Source organism: Bradyrhizobium sp. CCGB20, assembly GCF_024199855.1.
GTDB lineage: Bacteria > Pseudomonadota > Alphaproteobacteria > Rhizobiales > Xanthobacteraceae > Bradyrhizobium.
On sequence record NZ_JANADN010000001.1, the window covers coordinates 3,565,817 to 3,581,095 of the forward strand.

General features: G+C 65.0%; 16 protein-coding genes. 9 read left to right on the plus strand and 7 right to left on the minus strand.

The features are described 5' to 3' along the window. Positions 1-83: 83 nt before the first annotated feature. Genes mdcA through NLM15_RS16290 form a run of 8 tightly spaced genes read left to right on the plus strand, consistent with a single transcriptional unit; the run spans position 84 to position 7,129 of the window. On the plus strand, positions 84-1,730 hold the full coding sequence (gene mdcA, locus NLM15_RS16255) for a malonate decarboxylase subunit alpha (protein ID WP_254118074.1): 1,647 nt from the start codon (positions 84-86) through the stop codon (positions 1,728-1,730). Between the two features lie 9 nt (positions 1,731-1,739). Then, positions 1,740-2,057, plus strand: a complete 318-nt coding sequence (gene mdcC, locus NLM15_RS16260; RefSeq protein ID WP_254118075.1) for a malonate decarboxylase acyl carrier protein — start codon at positions 1,740-1,742, stop codon at positions 2,055-2,057. After that, positions 2,054-2,992: a biotin-independent malonate decarboxylase subunit beta gene (locus NLM15_RS16265; protein ID WP_254118076.1), complete on the plus strand. Its 939-nt coding sequence runs from the start codon at positions 2,054-2,056 to the stop codon at positions 2,990-2,992. Before mdcC ends, NLM15_RS16265 begins: the two co-directional genes overlap by 4 nt. Then, positions 2,979-3,701: a biotin-independent malonate decarboxylase subunit gamma gene (gene mdcE / locus NLM15_RS16270; protein WP_254118077.1), complete on the plus strand. Its 723-nt coding sequence runs from the start codon at positions 2,979-2,981 to the stop codon at positions 3,699-3,701. Before NLM15_RS16265 ends, mdcE begins: the two co-directional genes overlap by 14 nt. Beyond that, positions 3,676-4,356 carry a malonate decarboxylase holo-[acyl-carrier-protein] synthase gene (mdcG, locus tag NLM15_RS16275; protein WP_254118078.1) on the plus strand — a complete coding sequence of 227 codons (681 nt, stop codon included), beginning with the start codon at positions 3,676-3,678 and terminating at the stop codon, positions 4,354-4,356. The genes mdcE and mdcG overlap by 26 nt, the downstream gene beginning before the upstream one ends. Continuing rightward, entirely contained in the window at positions 4,353-5,234 is an 882-nt protein-coding gene (mdcB, locus tag NLM15_RS16280; RefSeq protein WP_254118079.1) for a triphosphoribosyl-dephospho-CoA synthase MdcB, read from the plus strand. Before mdcG ends, mdcB begins: the two co-directional genes overlap by 4 nt. After that, positions 5,231-6,181 carry an AEC family transporter gene (locus tag NLM15_RS16285; protein WP_254118080.1) on the plus strand — a complete coding sequence of 317 codons (951 nt, stop codon included), beginning with the start codon at positions 5,231-5,233 and terminating at the stop codon, positions 6,179-6,181. The genes mdcB and NLM15_RS16285 overlap by 4 nt, the downstream gene beginning before the upstream one ends. A 9-nt stretch (positions 6,182-6,190) precedes the next feature. Continuing rightward, on the plus strand, positions 6,191-7,129 hold the full coding sequence (locus NLM15_RS16290) for an acyltransferase domain-containing protein (RefSeq protein WP_254118081.1): 939 nt from the start codon (positions 6,191-6,193) through the stop codon (positions 7,127-7,129). 224 nt (positions 7,130-7,353) lie between these two features. Here the strand turns inward: NLM15_RS16290 and NLM15_RS16295 are convergent, their stop codons facing one another. The 7 genes from NLM15_RS16295 to NLM15_RS16325 all read right to left on the minus strand — a co-directional run bounded on the left by NLM15_RS16295 (position 7,354) and on the right by NLM15_RS16325 (position 14,961). Next, a complete protein-coding gene (locus NLM15_RS16295; RefSeq protein ID WP_254118082.1) occupies positions 7,354-8,367 on the minus strand; it encodes a helix-turn-helix domain-containing protein in 1,014 nt (337 codons plus the stop codon). Between the two features lie 280 nt (positions 8,368-8,647). After that, positions 8,648-9,943 carry an HlyD family secretion protein gene (locus NLM15_RS16300; RefSeq protein WP_254118083.1) on the minus strand — a complete coding sequence of 432 codons (1,296 nt, stop codon included), beginning with the start codon at positions 9,941-9,943 and terminating at the stop codon, positions 8,648-8,650. Between the two features lie 10 nt (positions 9,944-9,953). Further along, entirely contained in the window at positions 9,954-10,157 is a 204-nt protein-coding gene (locus NLM15_RS16305) for a DUF1656 domain-containing protein (protein WP_254118084.1), read from the minus strand. After that, on the minus strand, positions 10,154-12,052 hold the full coding sequence (locus NLM15_RS16310; RefSeq protein ID WP_254124255.1) for an FUSC family protein: 1,899 nt from the start codon (positions 12,050-12,052) through the stop codon (positions 10,154-10,156). The genes NLM15_RS16305 and NLM15_RS16310 overlap by 4 nt, the downstream gene beginning before the upstream one ends. 158 nt (positions 12,053-12,210) lie before the next feature. Continuing rightward, positions 12,211-12,591: a response regulator transcription factor gene (locus tag NLM15_RS16315; protein ID WP_254118085.1), complete on the minus strand. Its 381-nt coding sequence runs from the start codon at positions 12,589-12,591 to the stop codon at positions 12,211-12,213. A 100-nt stretch (positions 12,592-12,691) separates the two neighbouring features. Beyond that, positions 12,692-13,363, minus strand: a complete 672-nt coding sequence (locus NLM15_RS16320; protein ID WP_254118086.1) for a response regulator transcription factor — start codon at positions 13,361-13,363, stop codon at positions 12,692-12,694. Beyond that, on the minus strand, positions 13,360-14,961 hold the full coding sequence (locus NLM15_RS16325; RefSeq protein ID WP_254118087.1) for an ATP-binding protein: 1,602 nt from the start codon (positions 14,959-14,961) through the stop codon (positions 13,360-13,362). Before NLM15_RS16325 ends, NLM15_RS16320 begins: the two co-directional genes overlap by 4 nt. On the opposite strand from NLM15_RS16325, the gene NLM15_RS16330 reads away from it, so the two are divergent. After that, complete coding sequence (locus NLM15_RS16330; protein ID WP_254118088.1) at positions 14,941-15,243, plus strand: hypothetical protein; 303 nt, start codon at positions 14,941-14,943, stop codon at positions 15,241-15,243. The two genes, NLM15_RS16325 and NLM15_RS16330, sit on opposite strands and share 21 nt — an antisense overlap. Positions 15,244-15,279 lie beyond the last annotated feature (36 nt).

Sequence of the window (15,279 nt, forward strand, 5' to 3'; positions counted from 1 at the left end):
GAGATTGCCATGAACCTGATCGAGACGACCTGCACCAATCGCGGGCAGACCGTGACGGTGAGGAGCGCCGAGGAGCGAAGGTCATGACCAGCTGGCAGAACAACCGCACTGCGCGAGAGGCGCGCATTGCGGCCGGTGCCGGACTTGCAAACGGCAAGGTCGTGGAGACACGGGACGCCACGCGCCTGCTGGAAGCCGTGATCCGGCCGGGCGACAGGGTTTGCCTCGAAGGCGATAACCAGAAGCAGGCGGATTTGCTGAGCCGTGCGCTGCTGGCGGTGGATCTCGCCAGGGTCAACGATCTGCACATGGTGCAGTCGGGTGTTGTCCTTCCCGAACATCTCGACCTGTTCGACCGCGGGGTCGCAAAGCGGCTGGACTATGCCTATTCCGGACCACAATCGGCGCGCATTGCGCGCATGCTGTTCGGCGGCAAGATCGAGCTGGGAGCGGTTCACACCTATCTGGAACTGTTCGCCCGCTACTTCATCGATCTCACCCCGCACGTCGCGCTAATCGCCGCCGTCAGCGCCGACCGCGACGGCAACCTCTACACCGGCCCGAACACCGAGGACACGCCGACCGTGGTGGAGGCCACCGCGTTCAAGGACGGCATTGTGATCGCCCAGGTCAACGACATCGTCGAGACGGTTCCTCGCGTCGATATTCCCGCGGACCGGGTCCATTTCATCGTCAAGTCCGACAAGCCGTTCTTCGTCGAGCCGCTGTTCACGCGCGATCCGGCTGCGATCACCGAGGGGCAGATCCTGACCGCGATGCTCGCGATCAAGGGCATCTACGCACCTTATGGCGTGCAGCGTATCAATCACGGTATCGGCTTCAGCACGGCCGCGATCGAGCTCCTGCTGCCGACGTTCGGCGAAAGGCTGGGACTGAAGGGCAGGATCGCAACCCACTTCGCGTTGAACCCGCATCCCGCGCTCATTCCCGCGATCGAGTCCGGGTGGGTCCGGCAGATTCACTCTTTCGGCTCGGAGGTCGGCATGGACGAGTACATCCGCGCCCGGTCCGACGTCTATTTCACCGGCCCTGACGGCTCGCTGCGGTCGAACCGCGCCTTTTGCCAGACTGCCGGGCTTTACGCCTGCGACATGTTCATCGGCTCCACGCTGCAGATTGATCTGCAGGGACATTCCTCGACCGTCACCACCTCGCGCATTGCCGGGTTCGGAGGTGCGCCGAACATGGGGGCGGATGCGCGCGGGCGGCGTCACCCGAGCGAACCCTGGCTGAAGGCCGGAGCGGAGGCCGATCCCGACGGTCCGGCGCCGCTACGCCGTGGCCGCAAGCTGGTCGTTCAGATCGGCCAGACCTTCGGCGACAAGAACGTGCCGCTGTTTGTCGAGAAGCTCGATGCGCTCGAGCTTGCGGAGAAGCTGAACCTCGATCTCGCGCCCATCATGATCTATGGCGACGACGTCACCCACATCGTCACCGAGGAGGGCGTGGCGAATCTATTGCTCTGTCGCACCTTGCAGGAGCGCGAGCAGGCGATCCGCGGTGTTGCGGGCTACACCGATGTCGGCCGCAAGCGAGATCGCAACATGGTCGCGCACCTGCGCGAGCGCGGCGTGATCCGCCGGCCGGAAGATCTTGGCATCAATCCGCTGGATGCGGATCGCAGCATGCTGGCGGCGCGCTCGATCAAGGATCTCGTGCGCTGGTCGGGCGGGCTCTACGCGCCGCCGTCCAAATTCAGGAACTGGTGAGGACAGGCCATGGAAGATCTCAGCTTTCAACACCCGGTTCGCGGGCGGGCGGGCGGCACCAGGCGAAGCGCTATTGTCGGTGTGGTCGCCTCGGGCAATCTGGAAGTGTTGGTGGAGCGCGTCCTGCCGGACGTGGAATGCGCTGTCGAGATCAAAACCGCGGCGCTGGGCTTCGGCGAAATCTGGGGCGCCGTAATCGGCGATTTCGTCGAGCGCTATTCGCCCGGCGGACTGAAATTCTCCATCAACGACGGGGGCGCGCGCCCCGACACGGTCTCGCTTCGGCTCGCGCAGGCGGTGCGATTGATCGCGGAGGACGACCGATGACCGCGCCGCTCTCGCACGTCGCCCCGGCCGAACGGGGCCGCGGCACCAGCTTCAACGAGGCATCGGCGCGGACGAGGCTCGATCTGCTGCTTGATGCCGGCAGCCTGGTCGAGTTCATCGGGCCGGAACAGCGCGAGGTCAGTCCGCATCTGGAGATATTCGGCCTTCCCGAGCAGTTCGATGACGGCATCGTCGTCGGTTCCGGCCACCTCGACGGCACGCCGGTATTCGTCGCCGCGCAGGAGGGACGTTTTATGGGCGGCGCATTCGGCGAGGTGCACGGCGCCAAGCTGACGGGGCTGCTTCGTGCAGCGCGCGAGATCGGCTCGATCCCCGTTCTGATCCTGTTCGATACCGGAGGCGTCCGGTTGCAGGAGGCCAATGCCGGCGAGCTTGCCATCGCCGAGATCATGCGCGCGGTGATGGAGGCACGCAGCGCCGGCGTGAAGGTCATCGGCCTGATCGGCGGGCGCTCCGGCTGCTATGGCGGCGGCGGTCTGATCGCAGGCTGTTGCTCCGCGCTCGCGGTGTCGGAGGCGGGACGCATTGCGGTTTCGGGTCCCGAAGTGATCGAGACCAATCGCGGGGTCGAGGAATTCGACTCCCGTGACCGCGCCCTGGTCTGGCGCACCATGGGCGGCAAGCACCGGCGGCTGCTCGGTGCAGCCGACGTCTTCGCAGACGACACGGTGCAGGATTTTCGCGAGGCGGCGCTCGAGCTGATCGGGTTGATCGGCCCCTTCGGCCTCGACCAGCTCAGGGCAGAGCAGGGGCGTCTGGCCGACAGGCTACGCCGCTTCGGCGCTTGCGAAGACGCCGTCGATATCTGGACGGCCGAAGGTGTTGCGCACGCGGAAACGGTGCCGGAATTGCCGGCGGACCAGTTCATTGCGCTCGCTGGAAGGATTGGGAGGAGCAGCCGTGACGCTCGATGACATTCTCGCCTCGCTGTTTCCCGACGGCCATGAGGTCACGAACGACGATGGCGTCATTGCCGGCGCGGCGACGCTACGGTCCGGCGGCAGGATGCTTGTGATTGGTGTTGCGGATCGTACCGCGCTCGGCGTCGACGAGGCGATCAGGCTTTCCGCGCACGTCCTGGAATCGATCGACCGGGGAAGCGGACCGATCCTGGTGCTCGTCGACAGCGACAGCCAGCGCATGAGCAAGCGTGACGAGTTGCTTGGGCTCAACGAATTCCTCGCGCATCTGGCGAAAGTGCTGATCCACGCGGACATGCATGGCCGCCCGACCATTGGTCTTCTCTACGGCCACTCGGCTGCGGGGGCCCTGCTTGCGACGGGCCTTGCAACGCGCGTGCTGGTCGGATTGCCCGGCGCTTCGCCAGAGGTGATGGATCTGCCGTCGATGGCGAAGGTTACCAAGCTCTCGATGAAGGCGCTTGAGGAGAAATCCAAGTCGACGCCGGTTTTCGCTCCGGGGCTCTCCAATCTCGAGCAGATGGGAGCCGTTCACATGACGTGGATTGATGCCACCTCGCTCGCAGACCAGTTGGAGGCGCTGCTCGCCGATATGCCGGCTGCACGGGATCGAAGAGATGCGCTCGGCAAGGAGCGTGGGGGCCGGCCGAAGGCCGCCGATATCGCGGAGCGCGTTCGTGACCTCGCCCTGCAAGCCCGCTGAACCGCCGGCCGGTCGCCACGACCTCGTTTTTGTCAGCCCGCATGGCTGGCGCGCGATGCTCGAGATGCGCGGCGATCTCGCTGCCGACCCGCTGGTTTTGCGGTGGCCCGAGATGGGATGGCCGACGATCAGGCGGCGCCCTCTGCCTTGCGAGGCAACTGGCCTCGCGCTGGGCCTGCCGTTGCCGCCTTCTGCCGGCAAGAAGCGGCTCTCTCTTCTCGCTGATATCGACCACATCGCATCGGTCGCGAGGCCGCCCTCGCTGCGGCAGGCGCGCGCATCGGCGCCGCGCAACTGGTGGCCCACGCTCGATCGGCTCAACGGGCTCGCGCTTCTGCATTCAGTGGACGTGCGCGTGTTCGGCAGCCTCGCATGGCAGTCGCTGACCGGGCTCGAATACGTGACTGCCCGTTCCGACCTCGATGTCCTGCTGGCGTTCCACCGTGAAACGGACCTGGATCGTCTCGCTGCCGATGTGGCTGCGATCGAGATCGATGCGCCGATGCGGCTCGATGGCGAATTGATGCGTGCGGATGGTGCAGCGGTGAACTGGCGCGAATTCCATGCTGGCGCGAGCCAGCTGCTGGTCAAGACCATCGGGTCCGTAGGCCTGCTCGACAGGGATCGATTCATTTCGGGAGCGACGGGATCATGATCACCGCGGCCGCGCGAGGCATCGAACCGCTCGTTCCACGCCATCGGCAGATGGCGCCCGAGATACGGACCGTCGGCGGCTTCGCTGCAGATTGCCTCACCATGGAGCTGGAAACCTGGCCCAAGCCAGGGCTCGTGAGCCATGTCGACAATGGTAGTCACGACGACATGGACGCCGACACGTTTCGTCGCAGCGCCGTGGCTATCAGGCCCTACCTTCAGAGTCTTGCCGATGCGGGCGCGCTCGGTTGCGGCATGGGCGTGCTGCGGATCATCGGCCTGGAGGCCGAACGTGCGATGCTGGAGGCGACTTCAGGCGTCAATACGCATCGCGGCGCGATCTTCGGTCTCGGCCTGTTGTGTGCGGCGGCCGGTGCGAGGGCCGGCGGGCTGGTCGATCCGGCGCTTCTGCTCGGCGATGTCGTGGCACGCCTCTGGGGTGCCAGCATACTCCACGGCCCGGTGCTGCTGCACAGCCATGGCAGCGCTGCTCGCCGCCGCTTTCACGCAGGCGGAGCCCGTCTCGAGGCGGCGAACGGGTTTCCCAGCGTCTACCGGATCGGCTTGCCTGCCTTGCGGCGGACGACGCCTGGCACGCCTGAGGAAGCGGAAGCGGCTCGGGTCGAAGCGTGCTTTGCCCTGATAGCGTCCGTGGAAGACACGAATCTGCTGCATCGTGGCGGGCTCGACGGGCTTCGCTTTGCGCGCCGCGCGGCGCGCCGTTTCATCGGCGCCGGCGGCGTGCGTGCGCCCGGCTGGCGCTTTAGCGCGCGATCGATCCACGAGAGCTTCGTCGCCCGTCGTCTCAGCCCCGGTGGCTCGGCTGACCTGCTTGCGATGTCGCTCTTCGTCGACGCCCATGACGCGCCGGGGCCATGATGCCCGATGCAATCCTGGTGGCGCTGGTGCCGGTGTTCTTCGTTTTGCTGCTGGGATATGCCGCCGGCAAGTTTCATGTCGTCGACAATCTCCATGTCGATGCGCTCAACGCGCTCGTGATGGATTTTGCCGTACCGGCGTCCCTGTTCGCGGCGACAGCCTCGGCGTCGCGCAGGGAGATGATTGAGCAGGTTCCGCTCTTCATGGTGCTCGGCACAACAATGTTGTTGGTCTATGCCGCTTGGTATCTTGCCGCGCGCCGCTTGTTTAAGGCATCACGGCCTGATGCGTCGATACAGGCCCTCACGGTCGGCTTTCCGAATCTTGCCGGCGTCGGTCTTCCAATCCTGACGTCTGTCGTGGGACAGGGGGGTACCGTTCCCGTCGCGGTCGCATTGGCAACCGGTTCGGTCCTCATCAGTCCGGTGACGCTGATCATGGCGGAAATGGACGCCGCCAGGGCTCGTGGCGAAGAAATGGCGGCGCGGCAGATGCTGACGGCAGTCGGGCGCGCGATCGCCAAGCCGGTGGTGCTCGCGCCCGTGCTCGGCATCCTGTTTTCGTTGTCGGACTTGAGCCTCGACGCGCTTGCGCATGCGTGTCTCGCGCTGATCGGAAGTTCGGCCGCCGGCGTCGCGCTGTTCCTCACCGGGGCCATCCTGTCGGCACAATCATTCCGCCTCAATTGGACGATCGCGGCCGCGACGGTGACCGCGGACTTGGTTCGGCCGCTCGCGGCCCTTGCAGTCACTCACGTCTTTCCAATCGCTTCCGGCACCGCGAAGACGGCCATTCTGCTAGCCACGGTGCCTTCTGGCTTTTTCGGCATCCTGTTTGCGGTCAACTACCGGCTGGACTCCGCAGCGGTCGGATCGATTGTCATTTCGAGCACGGCATTCAGCGTCGCGACCATGGCGGTCGCGATCGCCATGCTCTTTCCGCACTAGGCGGCCGCCATGACGCTTGCGATCTTGTGCTCAGGACAAGGCGGGCAGCATCGGAACATGTTCGCCCTAACGGGAAATGCACCGGAGGCGACCCACCTGTTTGCTCACGCGGCAACATTGCTGGGCGGCAGGGATCCGCGCGATTTCGTGCGCAGCGAATCTGAAGAGGCTCTGCATCACAATCGTTCCGGCCAGATTCTATGCACCTTGCAGGCACTGGCCGCCGCTGCCGCACTCAGGGCCATTATTCCACATGGCGCCGTCATCGCAGGCTACAGTGTCGGTGAGGTGGCGGCCTGGGGCGTGGGAGGCTTGTTCGAACCGGTCCTCACACTCGACCTCGCGGTGCGTCGCGCGGAAGCGATGGATGCGGCCAGCTGCGCAGGTGATGGGCTGATCTTTGTTCGCGGTCTTTCACATGACGATATTACCCGCCTTTGCGATCGCCATGGCGCGGCGATCGCCATCGTCAATCCGGGCGACGCCTTTGTCATCGGCGGTGGCCGGGAGGTACTGAACAGGGTTGCCGAAGATGCGAGGGCGTTGCACGCCACCGGGATCGTCGATCTGCCGGTTGAGGTTGCCTCCCACACCGGACGGCTCGCCGAAGCATCGGTCGTGTTTCGCGAAATCTTGCGGTCGGCGCTGGTGGCGTTCCCCCCGGCGGGCAGCGCGCGCATCCTGAGCGGCATCGATGGCGGTTCGGTCGTCTCCGCAGAGGCGGGCCACGACAAGCTCGCCGCACAGATCTCGCAAACCGTGCAGTGGGGAAATTGTCTGCAAGGCTGTCTCGAGGCCGGCGCCACGGTGTTTCTCGAGTTCGGACCTGGACATGCACTGAGCGGGATGGTTGCGAACGTCGCACCCGACCTGCCGGTGCGGTCGTTGGATGATTTCAGGAGTCTTCAGGGCGTGCGTGCCTGGCTTGCGCAGCATCTTCGCGACTGAAGCGGCAGCTTCCATCCGGGCTCGAATGGACGATGCTCCGGATCGGCGAGCGGCGTAAAAAGAGGGGGCCGTCCTTTGTGGGGAGGACGGCCCCAATGCTCGCATGCCTGGGAGGAAGAGGCTCGAGCCGTGACTTGGGGGTCTCAGTCACTAACACTGCCAACATCGCCGGTCCGGCGTGCAAAGTATTTCACAGACCCACGCGGTTTCTCATTTCGCATGATTCACTGAAAGTCCGCCGGCAGGATATGAGACCCTGGCGCGGGTGCCGGAACCGCATCGCAGTCAGCGAGCCCCGGTGACGCCAATGCGTTCCGGCTGGTGCATCGCCAACGTGCCGGCGTGTCGCCCGTAACACGTTTGAACACGGTGGAGAAATGCGCCTGCGTGCAGAAACCGACGGCAAGCGCCGCCTCGGCCAGGGGCGTCTCGGTGTTCGACAACAGGGATTTTGCATGCTCGATGCGCTGTTGCAGGAGATACTCGCGCGGCCGGTACCCCGTCGCGGCGCGAAACTGTGCTGCGAAGTGCATCCGGGACAATCCCGCAACGCGGGCAAGATCGGACAGGCTGATGGCGCGGTCGAAGCGTGCCCTGACATACTCTTCGACGCGTCGGAGCCGCCATTTCGGCAACGCGTTGACTTTCGCGCGCGGGGGCTCGCGCCGAGCGACGTGCATCGCCAACGTTTGGGCGATGCAGCGCGCAAATTCCCGGTCGGCCGAGTGGCCCTGTTCCGTCAGCACCTTTGCGAGTTGCCCGGCGAACGGGTCGCGCAACAGAACGAGATCGTTCAGGCATTCGGGCGCGAGCGGATCTGTTCCCGGTTGCGGAGATGGAAGGCAACTAGTCGAGATATGGAAGTGCAGGAAATCGCACGGCGCATGGAACTGTGCGCGGAGCGGCTTCGATGGCGCGCCGACATAGAGCGTGCCTGCCGGCATCGTACCGTCGAAAATGGTTTGACTGCCTCTGCTCAGCTTGAGACGCGTGCTCTTCAAGGCGACAGAGAAGAAGTATCGGTCGGGAGGCGTCGTTGCTTCCTCGCGCCTGACGGCCGTCTGCGCATAGGTAAAACGCGAGATCGTGATGTCCTCGCGCGCAACGCCCGCGCGCTGATCGGGCTGGCGCCATTTTCGTTCGTGGGGGAATGCACGTGGCCCTTGAGAGAAATCCGGTTCGCGGGGGCCGGGTTGATGCGTCAACCGGGCGCCGACCGCTTGCATATCTGTGAGCATCGTTCGTTCCCGTCTCTTGGATTCCGCTGCCGCGGTGGCTGCTGAATGCCATTGGTTCACCCTCGAACGATATGTCTGATGCCGCCACAAGGCCCGTTAGAGTTGCTGAAATCGTGTTAGATTTTGCGAAATCTGCAGGTGCGACCGTACGTCGCGATGCTCTCAATTGAGCGAGACGAATCAACGGTCTGGGCTGTGAGTTCCGGTGTCGCGGCGCGACACTGCGTTGATGGGCCGCGCGATGCGGCGCCTCTCGTCCGGTCGGGCGACCCGACCGGATTCAGGGAAGGCGTGGCGAGGCATCGATACCGGGTGTGAGGCCAGGCGCGATCTTGTCCGCTGACGGAATTGCCGGCACCCGCGCGTAGGGAAGCGCCGTCACCTCGGGAGGCTGCTGAGATGGGGATTGGAGGCAGTGTGGGCGGGGCGGAGGTCCTGCGCCGAACAAATCGTACATAGAATCTACGAAAGTCTTGCGGAGCCGCTGGGACCAGGTCTGGCGATCGACCGCATCGGGCTGCCGGATCGTCACCGTGGCTGTCATCCCGGACACCAGCGGCACGTCCGGCGGCACCGTGTCGATGGCGACGCGAACCGGTATGCGCTGTGCAAGCCGCACCCAGGTGTAGATCGGGTCCACGTTGGGCAAACCTTGCGTGCCCGCGGTGGCATTTGACACGCTGACCCCCCGGGTTACGGTTTTCACATGTCCCAGGATCGGCTGGGAGTAGCCGATGAGCTGTGCCTCGACGCGATCGCCGACGCACACATGCGCCATTTTGGTTTCCTCGAAATAGCCGTCGATCCAGAAGCTGTTGGAATCGATGATGGAGACGTTGGTGACACCGGTAAGCGCATAGTCGCCGACGCGTAGCAGGAGATTGGTGACATAGCCGTCGACAGGGCTGAGCACATTGGTGCGCTCCAGGTTCAATTTCGCCTGTGCAAGCTGGTGAGCGGCCGCTGCGTAGGCGGCTTTCGCCTGCATGGCATTGCCGGCGAAGATCTGCTGTTCCTCTGGCGTCGTCGCCAAATCGGATAGATGCCGGCGCCGGTCGAACTCGGCCTGCTTCACCTCCAGGTCTGCCGCCCGCTGGTCGACGAGGGCCTTGCCGACGCGGACGGCTACCTCGAAGTCGAAGGGATCGACGACGTAGAGCACGTCGCCCTTGTGGACGAACTGGTTGTCGGTCACCCGCAGCTCCACGATTTTGCCCGCAATCTGCGGCGCGACATTGGCGACCTGCACGCGCACGCTGCCGTTCCGCGTCCAGGGCGCGGTGACATAGTGCTGCCAGGTTGCAACCGATATCAGGATGGCGACCAAAGCGATGGCAAGAGTGGCAAGATGCTTGCCGACGCCAGCCATGAATCGCTCGGTGGCCTTCGGTGACCGCGTCGATGGCAACGCCTGCCGGCAAGCTTCGCCGTCGTTCGCGGCGCGATCGCTGGTAGCGCGCACCACGGCCTCCATCAGGCTGGAAAGCTCGACGTCGTCAGCTGTGCCCGCCCGTGCTTCGGCCGGGGATTCGGGGCGGAGCGGAACGGCAGCATCCCGGGGCAGGGCCGCGTCCATGACTTTCTCCTTAGCAGAAGAGCGTGAGCAGGCCGAATATCGACACGTAGAGGCAGAGCTCGGCCAGCGACGGGTTGCTGAAGAATCTTGTAAATCTTGCGAGACGCAGCACCGGGCGGAGCAGCAGGAATGCGAGAAGCGCCGTTGCCGCATAGGACACGATCGGGGCGATCAGCACGCCGCCCACGACGAGTTCACGATAGGTGTTCGTCATGGATGTTTTCCATGACTGGAACCGGCGGAGGTCTGCCACCGTTCGAAGGCGATGCCTGCCGGAACGAGCGCGGCGAGCACCGGCTCGACTGACAGGTTGCTTTGCCTCGCTATCTGGCGCAGCGCTTCAGCCGCAACCAGGATCGCGTGTCCATCCCGCAGGGTGAGGGCGGCTCGCGCGGCGTGCGCCGCGCCACCGAGTGAGCTCTCCGCCAGGAGGCTCAGTTCGAAGTGGCACCGCCGCAGCACCACGGCCTCGTCGAAGCAGCGCATAGCCTCCGCGACGACCGGAGGAGGCGCCGTAGCGCCGTTCGTCGCCAGGATCTGTTCGATCCGGGCGGCATCGCGAAACGCTGCTTCCTCCGGCGCGAGTTGCCGGACCTGCCCGGATTCGAGGCGGCCCAGCTCGCGATGGGCTTCGTCCAGTAGCAGCCGGATCCTCCGGTCGCCGGACAATGACGGCAGCAGGAGCTGCGCCGCAAGGACCAGAACCGAAGAAAGTTGGGCGAACAGGCACGTCACGAGGAATGTCTCGGGCGCGTAGCTCTGCGGATTGCTCGGCGCGAGAACGACAAGCATGAACACGAGAGAGAGCCGGCTCAGCGGCGGCAGGACGCCGCTCGGCAGCGTGATCAGGAGCGCCAAGCCGATCACGACGGGCGCGAGGCCAATCGCCAGCAGTTGAAACTCGGATACGCCGTTGAAGACGAGGTATTTCAGGACGCCGGCGAGCAGGCATGCGATCGGCATGGCAAAGACTGCCAGTGTCGTGAAGGCGCGCGGATTAGGAGCCGTTGCGCTCAGGCCGATGATGACCGCGGCAAGCGAGAGGCAGAGCTCGGTGGTCGGCCATCCCGCCATCACGAAGATGATTGCAATGAGGATGAAGTGGATCGCGGCCCTGACGCCGCCTTCCGCTGCAATGCGAGGCGAGCGATACAGCGGCGCGCGCCATTGCCGGGGTGGGTATGTTCCGGTCCGCAGTGCCTCGAGACTGTCGCGCACGTCTGCATTCCCGCGGATGATCTCGTCTCGCAGGTAGGTCCGGCAGATCGTCGTCAGGCCGGCAGCGGCGGGGTCTCGATCGTCCCGAGAGGTGACGGAGGCGATCGGCAGCGCTGCGAGCGTACGGGCGAGCGTCAGCTCGCTGACGAGGCCTACCATCGCGGAACGTGCGGCTGCGGTTCTGGCCGGGCCGCTGATCGACTCCGTGGCGAGGCTCGCGATCTCCGGATGCAGGGCCGCGATATCGCGCAGCATGTCCGCTGCAGCGGTCGCGGACGAAGCTTCACCGCGGACGGCGTCCTGCGCAAATTCCGCGACCCGGCGATGCAGTGTTTCGAGGCGGCTCGCCAGAACCGGATGATAGTCCGGCGCGGCGAGCACTTCGTTGACCAGAGCTACCGCGAGGACGCCGATGGCGATGGCGGCGCCCCGGGCGACGCCGGTCGGAAACACTTGCAACGGGCTGTCGATCTGCTGAATGGCAATCAGGGCAACTGTGATGCAGCTGAGGGCCGCCGCATAAGCGCGATTGCCGTCCAGCATCCCGACGACGAAAACGCAAAGCCCGACCCAGATCCCCAACACGGCGGGCAGGAGAGCGCCGGTTTGGGAAAAGATGCCGGCGATGGCGATCGATGCCATCACGCCGATGGCGGTCGCGAGCAGCCGGTAGCCTGCCTTTTCCATGCCCTGCGCGCGCGTGGGCAGCGCCAGGATTGCCACGGTGATTGCTGCGGACGAGGGGGATTCAAGCTCAAGCCAGAAGCTGACATAGAGTGCGAGGAGCATTGCCAACAGGACGCGCAGCGCGAACGCCCAGGAACTCACCGGAAAGCCGGCAAACACCCGCGGGCGGATGTCGCCGGCAGCGCTGGTGGCGTCCCTTGGCATCGTGCTCCATCCGTGTTGCGCAAAACGTACGGTCTGCCAGCATCGCGAAATCGAAGCGGAGCATGAGCTTTGTCGTGCCCGCCGGTATTTTCTGTCCACCAACGTGCTTTCGGGAACGCACGCCGGAAAGGCGCGCCAAGCCCGAGCAGGGGGCCCGACTATTGCGGCGCGTGGCCCGCCAGAGCCTCTTCGAGGCAGCGGATGATCTCGTCGCCGCTGGATGGCTTGCCGAGATAGCAATGCGCGCCAGCCGCCATGACGCGCTGGCGTACGGGTTCGCTGGGGAACGCGGTCATGAAAATGATCGGGAACCGGCGCCCGGAGGCAACCAGGCGCGCCTGCAATTCATCGCCGGTAACGACCGGCATCTGAACGTCGGCGATCATGCAGGCCGGATCTTCTCCCGCCGGTTCCCGCAGAAAGTCGACACCGGACGCGTAGGCGTGGGCTTCATAGCCGAGCGAACGCACCAGGCTGGCCAGCGACGTGCGAACGCCTTCGTCGTCGTCCACGATCGCAATCACCGGGGTTTTGGCCATTGGCGCATTTCCTGACCGCTGTCTTCCGCCGGGAGGATATCTCCCATTGGGCGGCCGATGGGGCCTTATGCACCGTGCGGCAGTCCCGCCGAAATTATACTCAGGTTTGGTCAGTAGTCTTTCGGGTCTGGAATATCCCGAGCGCTTCGGCCTTGCGAACGAGGTCGGCCAGCGACCTTGCCTCCATCTTGCGCATGACGTTGCCGCGGTGAATCTTCACGGTGATCTCGCTGAGGCCGATCAGGCCTGCCACCTGCTTGTTCATCAAGCCGGCGGTAACATGGCCCATCACCTCGCGCTCGCGGGCCGTCAGGCTCTCGTACTGGATACGGATATCTTCCTTCGTCGCGGCTTCCGCGCGGCGCTGCGCATCGCGCTCGAGCGCTGCCGTCACGGCGTCCAGCATGTCCTGATCGCGAAACGGCTTGGACAGGAAATCCACGGCACCGGCCTTCATGGCGCGCACCGACATGGGAATGTCCCCATGACCGGTCATGAAGATGATTGGATAACCGATGCCCTGGCGGGCCAGTTGCCCCTGGAGATCGAGGCCACTCACGCCCGGGAGCCGGACGTCCAGCACGATGCAGGCTGGGCCGTCAGGCATCGTGCCGCCAAGCAGCTCGGCCGGCGAGCCGAACAGGCACGTCTCGAGGCCGACGGATCGGAACAGGCTGTCGAGCGAGGCACGGATGCTCGCGTCGTCGTCAACGATGATGACGACTGGACTGGAGGATTGGGCCGGCGGTTGCACTTGGTTGGGGCGTGTCATGGCAAGGCGTGTTCTTGGCTGAATGGGAGTGTGAGGTGGAATGTCGCGCCCGAGCCCGGAGGGCTCTCTACCGACAATCGGCCGCCGTGAGCTTCCACCGTGGTTCGGCAGATCGCAAGTCCCATGCCCATGCCGCCACCCTTGGTGGTGAAGAACGGATCAAACAGGTGCGGTAGGTCATCAGGCCGAATGCCCGGTCCGGTGTCCTGGACCGTGATGGCAAGATTTTCACCGTCGGCGGTTCCGGCGCGCAGCGTGACGGTGTGGGAGCCGGGCCGGCCTGACATGGCCTGGCCGGCATTGATCAGAAGATTGACCAGCACCTGCTGAAGTTGGATCCGGTCGCCGCGAACCGGCGGCAGGCCATGCTCCGTCTCGACGATGAGCGCGACGTCGTCCTTGGCGAGCTCGCGCGCGATCAGGAAGGTCGCCTCGTCGATGATCTCGCCGATTTGCAGCATATCCTGCTGGGGCGAGGCCTTCTTCAGGAAGGTCCGGATGCGGGTCACGATCTCGCTGGCGCGGCGGCCCTGAGCAACGACGTGACCGATTGTCGTCGCAACCTCCTTGAGATCGGGTACGTCGCGGCGCAGCCACCGCAAGCCAGCCTCGCCGCTGGTGACGATCGCTGCCAGAGGCTGATTCACCTCGTGGGCAATGGAGGCGCTGAGCTCGCCGAGGGTAGCGACGCGAGCGGCATGCGCCAGCTCCGCCTGCGCCGCGAGCAGTGCATCCTGCGCCTGCTTGCGCTCGGTGATGTCGATCACGAAGGCGAGCACGTTGCGATCCCCATGGGGCTCGGCCGGAAAGGTGATCGTAAACAGGACGGGAACCTTGCGTCCGTCGAAGCTTACGAGGTCGGTTTCCCCCTCGTGGAACCGCTCTCCTTCCGCGAATGCGACCAGCGCGCCGAGGAAACTGCGGTCGTTCTCGCCCAGAAGCCTGTCCACGTTCGCGATGAATGCCGCAGAACCGCTTGTTCCCGCCATTTTCTGGAGGGCCGGATTGACGTCGGTGATTCTGGCGAGCCGGCGGGCATGCCGCACGAATTCGGGATTTCGAGCAAGATAGTCCCGCAAGGTGGCGCCTCCGGTCTCCAGCGAATTCAGCGCGGTCCGAACTGCGCTCCAATCCTCTTCGACGACGCCAATTCGACTTGCGTCAAACATACGGCGGTACCGCTGCTCGCTCTGCACCAGTGCGTTGTGCGCCGCTACGCGGTCCGTGATGTCGGTGTGCGTTTCAAGGACTCCAACGGGCTTGCCGAGATGGTCGTGCTGGAGCGCCCATCGGGCATCGACGGTGAGTGCGCCGCCGGCCTTGGTCCGCTGCTCCACTCTGCCTTCCCATCGGCCGATGTCGAGCAGGCCGGCCTCGATGACCTCTCGCCGGTCGCAATATTTGGTTCTCAGAAGCGCGTCGGCGAGCTGCCCGACCGCCTCGTCAGCCGACCAGCCGTAGGCTTGTTCAGCGGCCTTGTTCCAGAACGTGATCACGCCGCCGCGATCCCTGACGAAGATCATGTCATGCGAGAGATTGAGCAGGCGCGCCTGCGCCGCGAGGCGTTTCGTCGCCGCGTGATTCTGGAGCGCCAGCAAGGTCGTGATCCCGATGGCGGCGAGGCTCACCAGCGCACGAAAGGCAGGCGAGGCGACCGCCTCCAGATCGTGCGACAGCAGATAGGCGGTTATGGTCAGCACGCTGCAGCCGGCAGCGGCGACGACGACGTCGTCACGCCGGTTCGTCCTCGCCGCAAGCAGGATCGCAACGACGTAGAGAACCGCGACCGCGCCCTCGAGCGGCGTCAGCACATCCACCAGGAAAACCGCGACGGCGAGGACGGCAGACCAGAACCGCAGCCCGGCGCGGCTCATGGATGAACCCGTGGCCCGATCAAGACTGGTCATCGTCGCTGG

Excerpts from the sequence above, each read along its gene's own strand:
- NLM15_RS16300 (WP_254118083.1), bottom strand. The coding sequence starts at position 9,943 with ATGGACGCGGCCCTGCCCCGGGATGCTGCCGTTCCGCTCCGCCCCGAA.
- mdcA (WP_254118074.1), top strand. The coding sequence starts at position 84 with ATGACCAGCTGGCAGAACAACCGCACTGCGCGAGAGGCGCGCATTGCG.
- NLM15_RS16310 (WP_254124255.1), bottom strand. The coding sequence starts at position 12,052 with ATGCCAAGGGACGCCACCAGCGCTGCCGGCGACATCCGCCCGCGGGTG.
- mdcC (WP_254118075.1), top strand. The coding sequence starts at position 1,740 with ATGGAAGATCTCAGCTTTCAACACCCGGTTCGCGGGCGGGCGGGCGGC.
- NLM15_RS16295 (WP_254118082.1), bottom strand. The coding sequence starts at position 8,367 with ATGCTCACAGATATGCAAGCGGTCGGCGCCCGGTTGACGCATCAACCC.
- NLM15_RS16265 (WP_254118076.1), top strand. The coding sequence starts at position 2,054 with ATGACCGCGCCGCTCTCGCACGTCGCCCCGGCCGAACGGGGCCGCGGC.
- NLM15_RS16305 (WP_254118084.1), bottom strand. The coding sequence starts at position 10,157 with ATGACGAACACCTATCGTGAACTCGTCGTGGGCGGCGTGCTGATCGCC.
- NLM15_RS16290 (WP_254118081.1), top strand. The coding sequence starts at position 6,191 with ATGACGCTTGCGATCTTGTGCTCAGGACAAGGCGGGCAGCATCGGAAC.
- NLM15_RS16285 (WP_254118080.1), top strand. The coding sequence starts at position 5,231 with ATGATGCCCGATGCAATCCTGGTGGCGCTGGTGCCGGTGTTCTTCGTT.
- NLM15_RS16320 (WP_254118086.1), bottom strand. The coding sequence starts at position 13,363 with ATGACACGCCCCAACCAAGTGCAACCGCCGGCCCAATCCTCCAGTCCA.
- NLM15_RS16315 (WP_254118085.1), bottom strand. The coding sequence starts at position 12,591 with ATGGCCAAAACCCCGGTGATTGCGATCGTGGACGACGACGAAGGCGTT.
- mdcB (WP_254118079.1), top strand. The coding sequence starts at position 4,353 with ATGATCACCGCGGCCGCGCGAGGCATCGAACCGCTCGTTCCACGCCAT.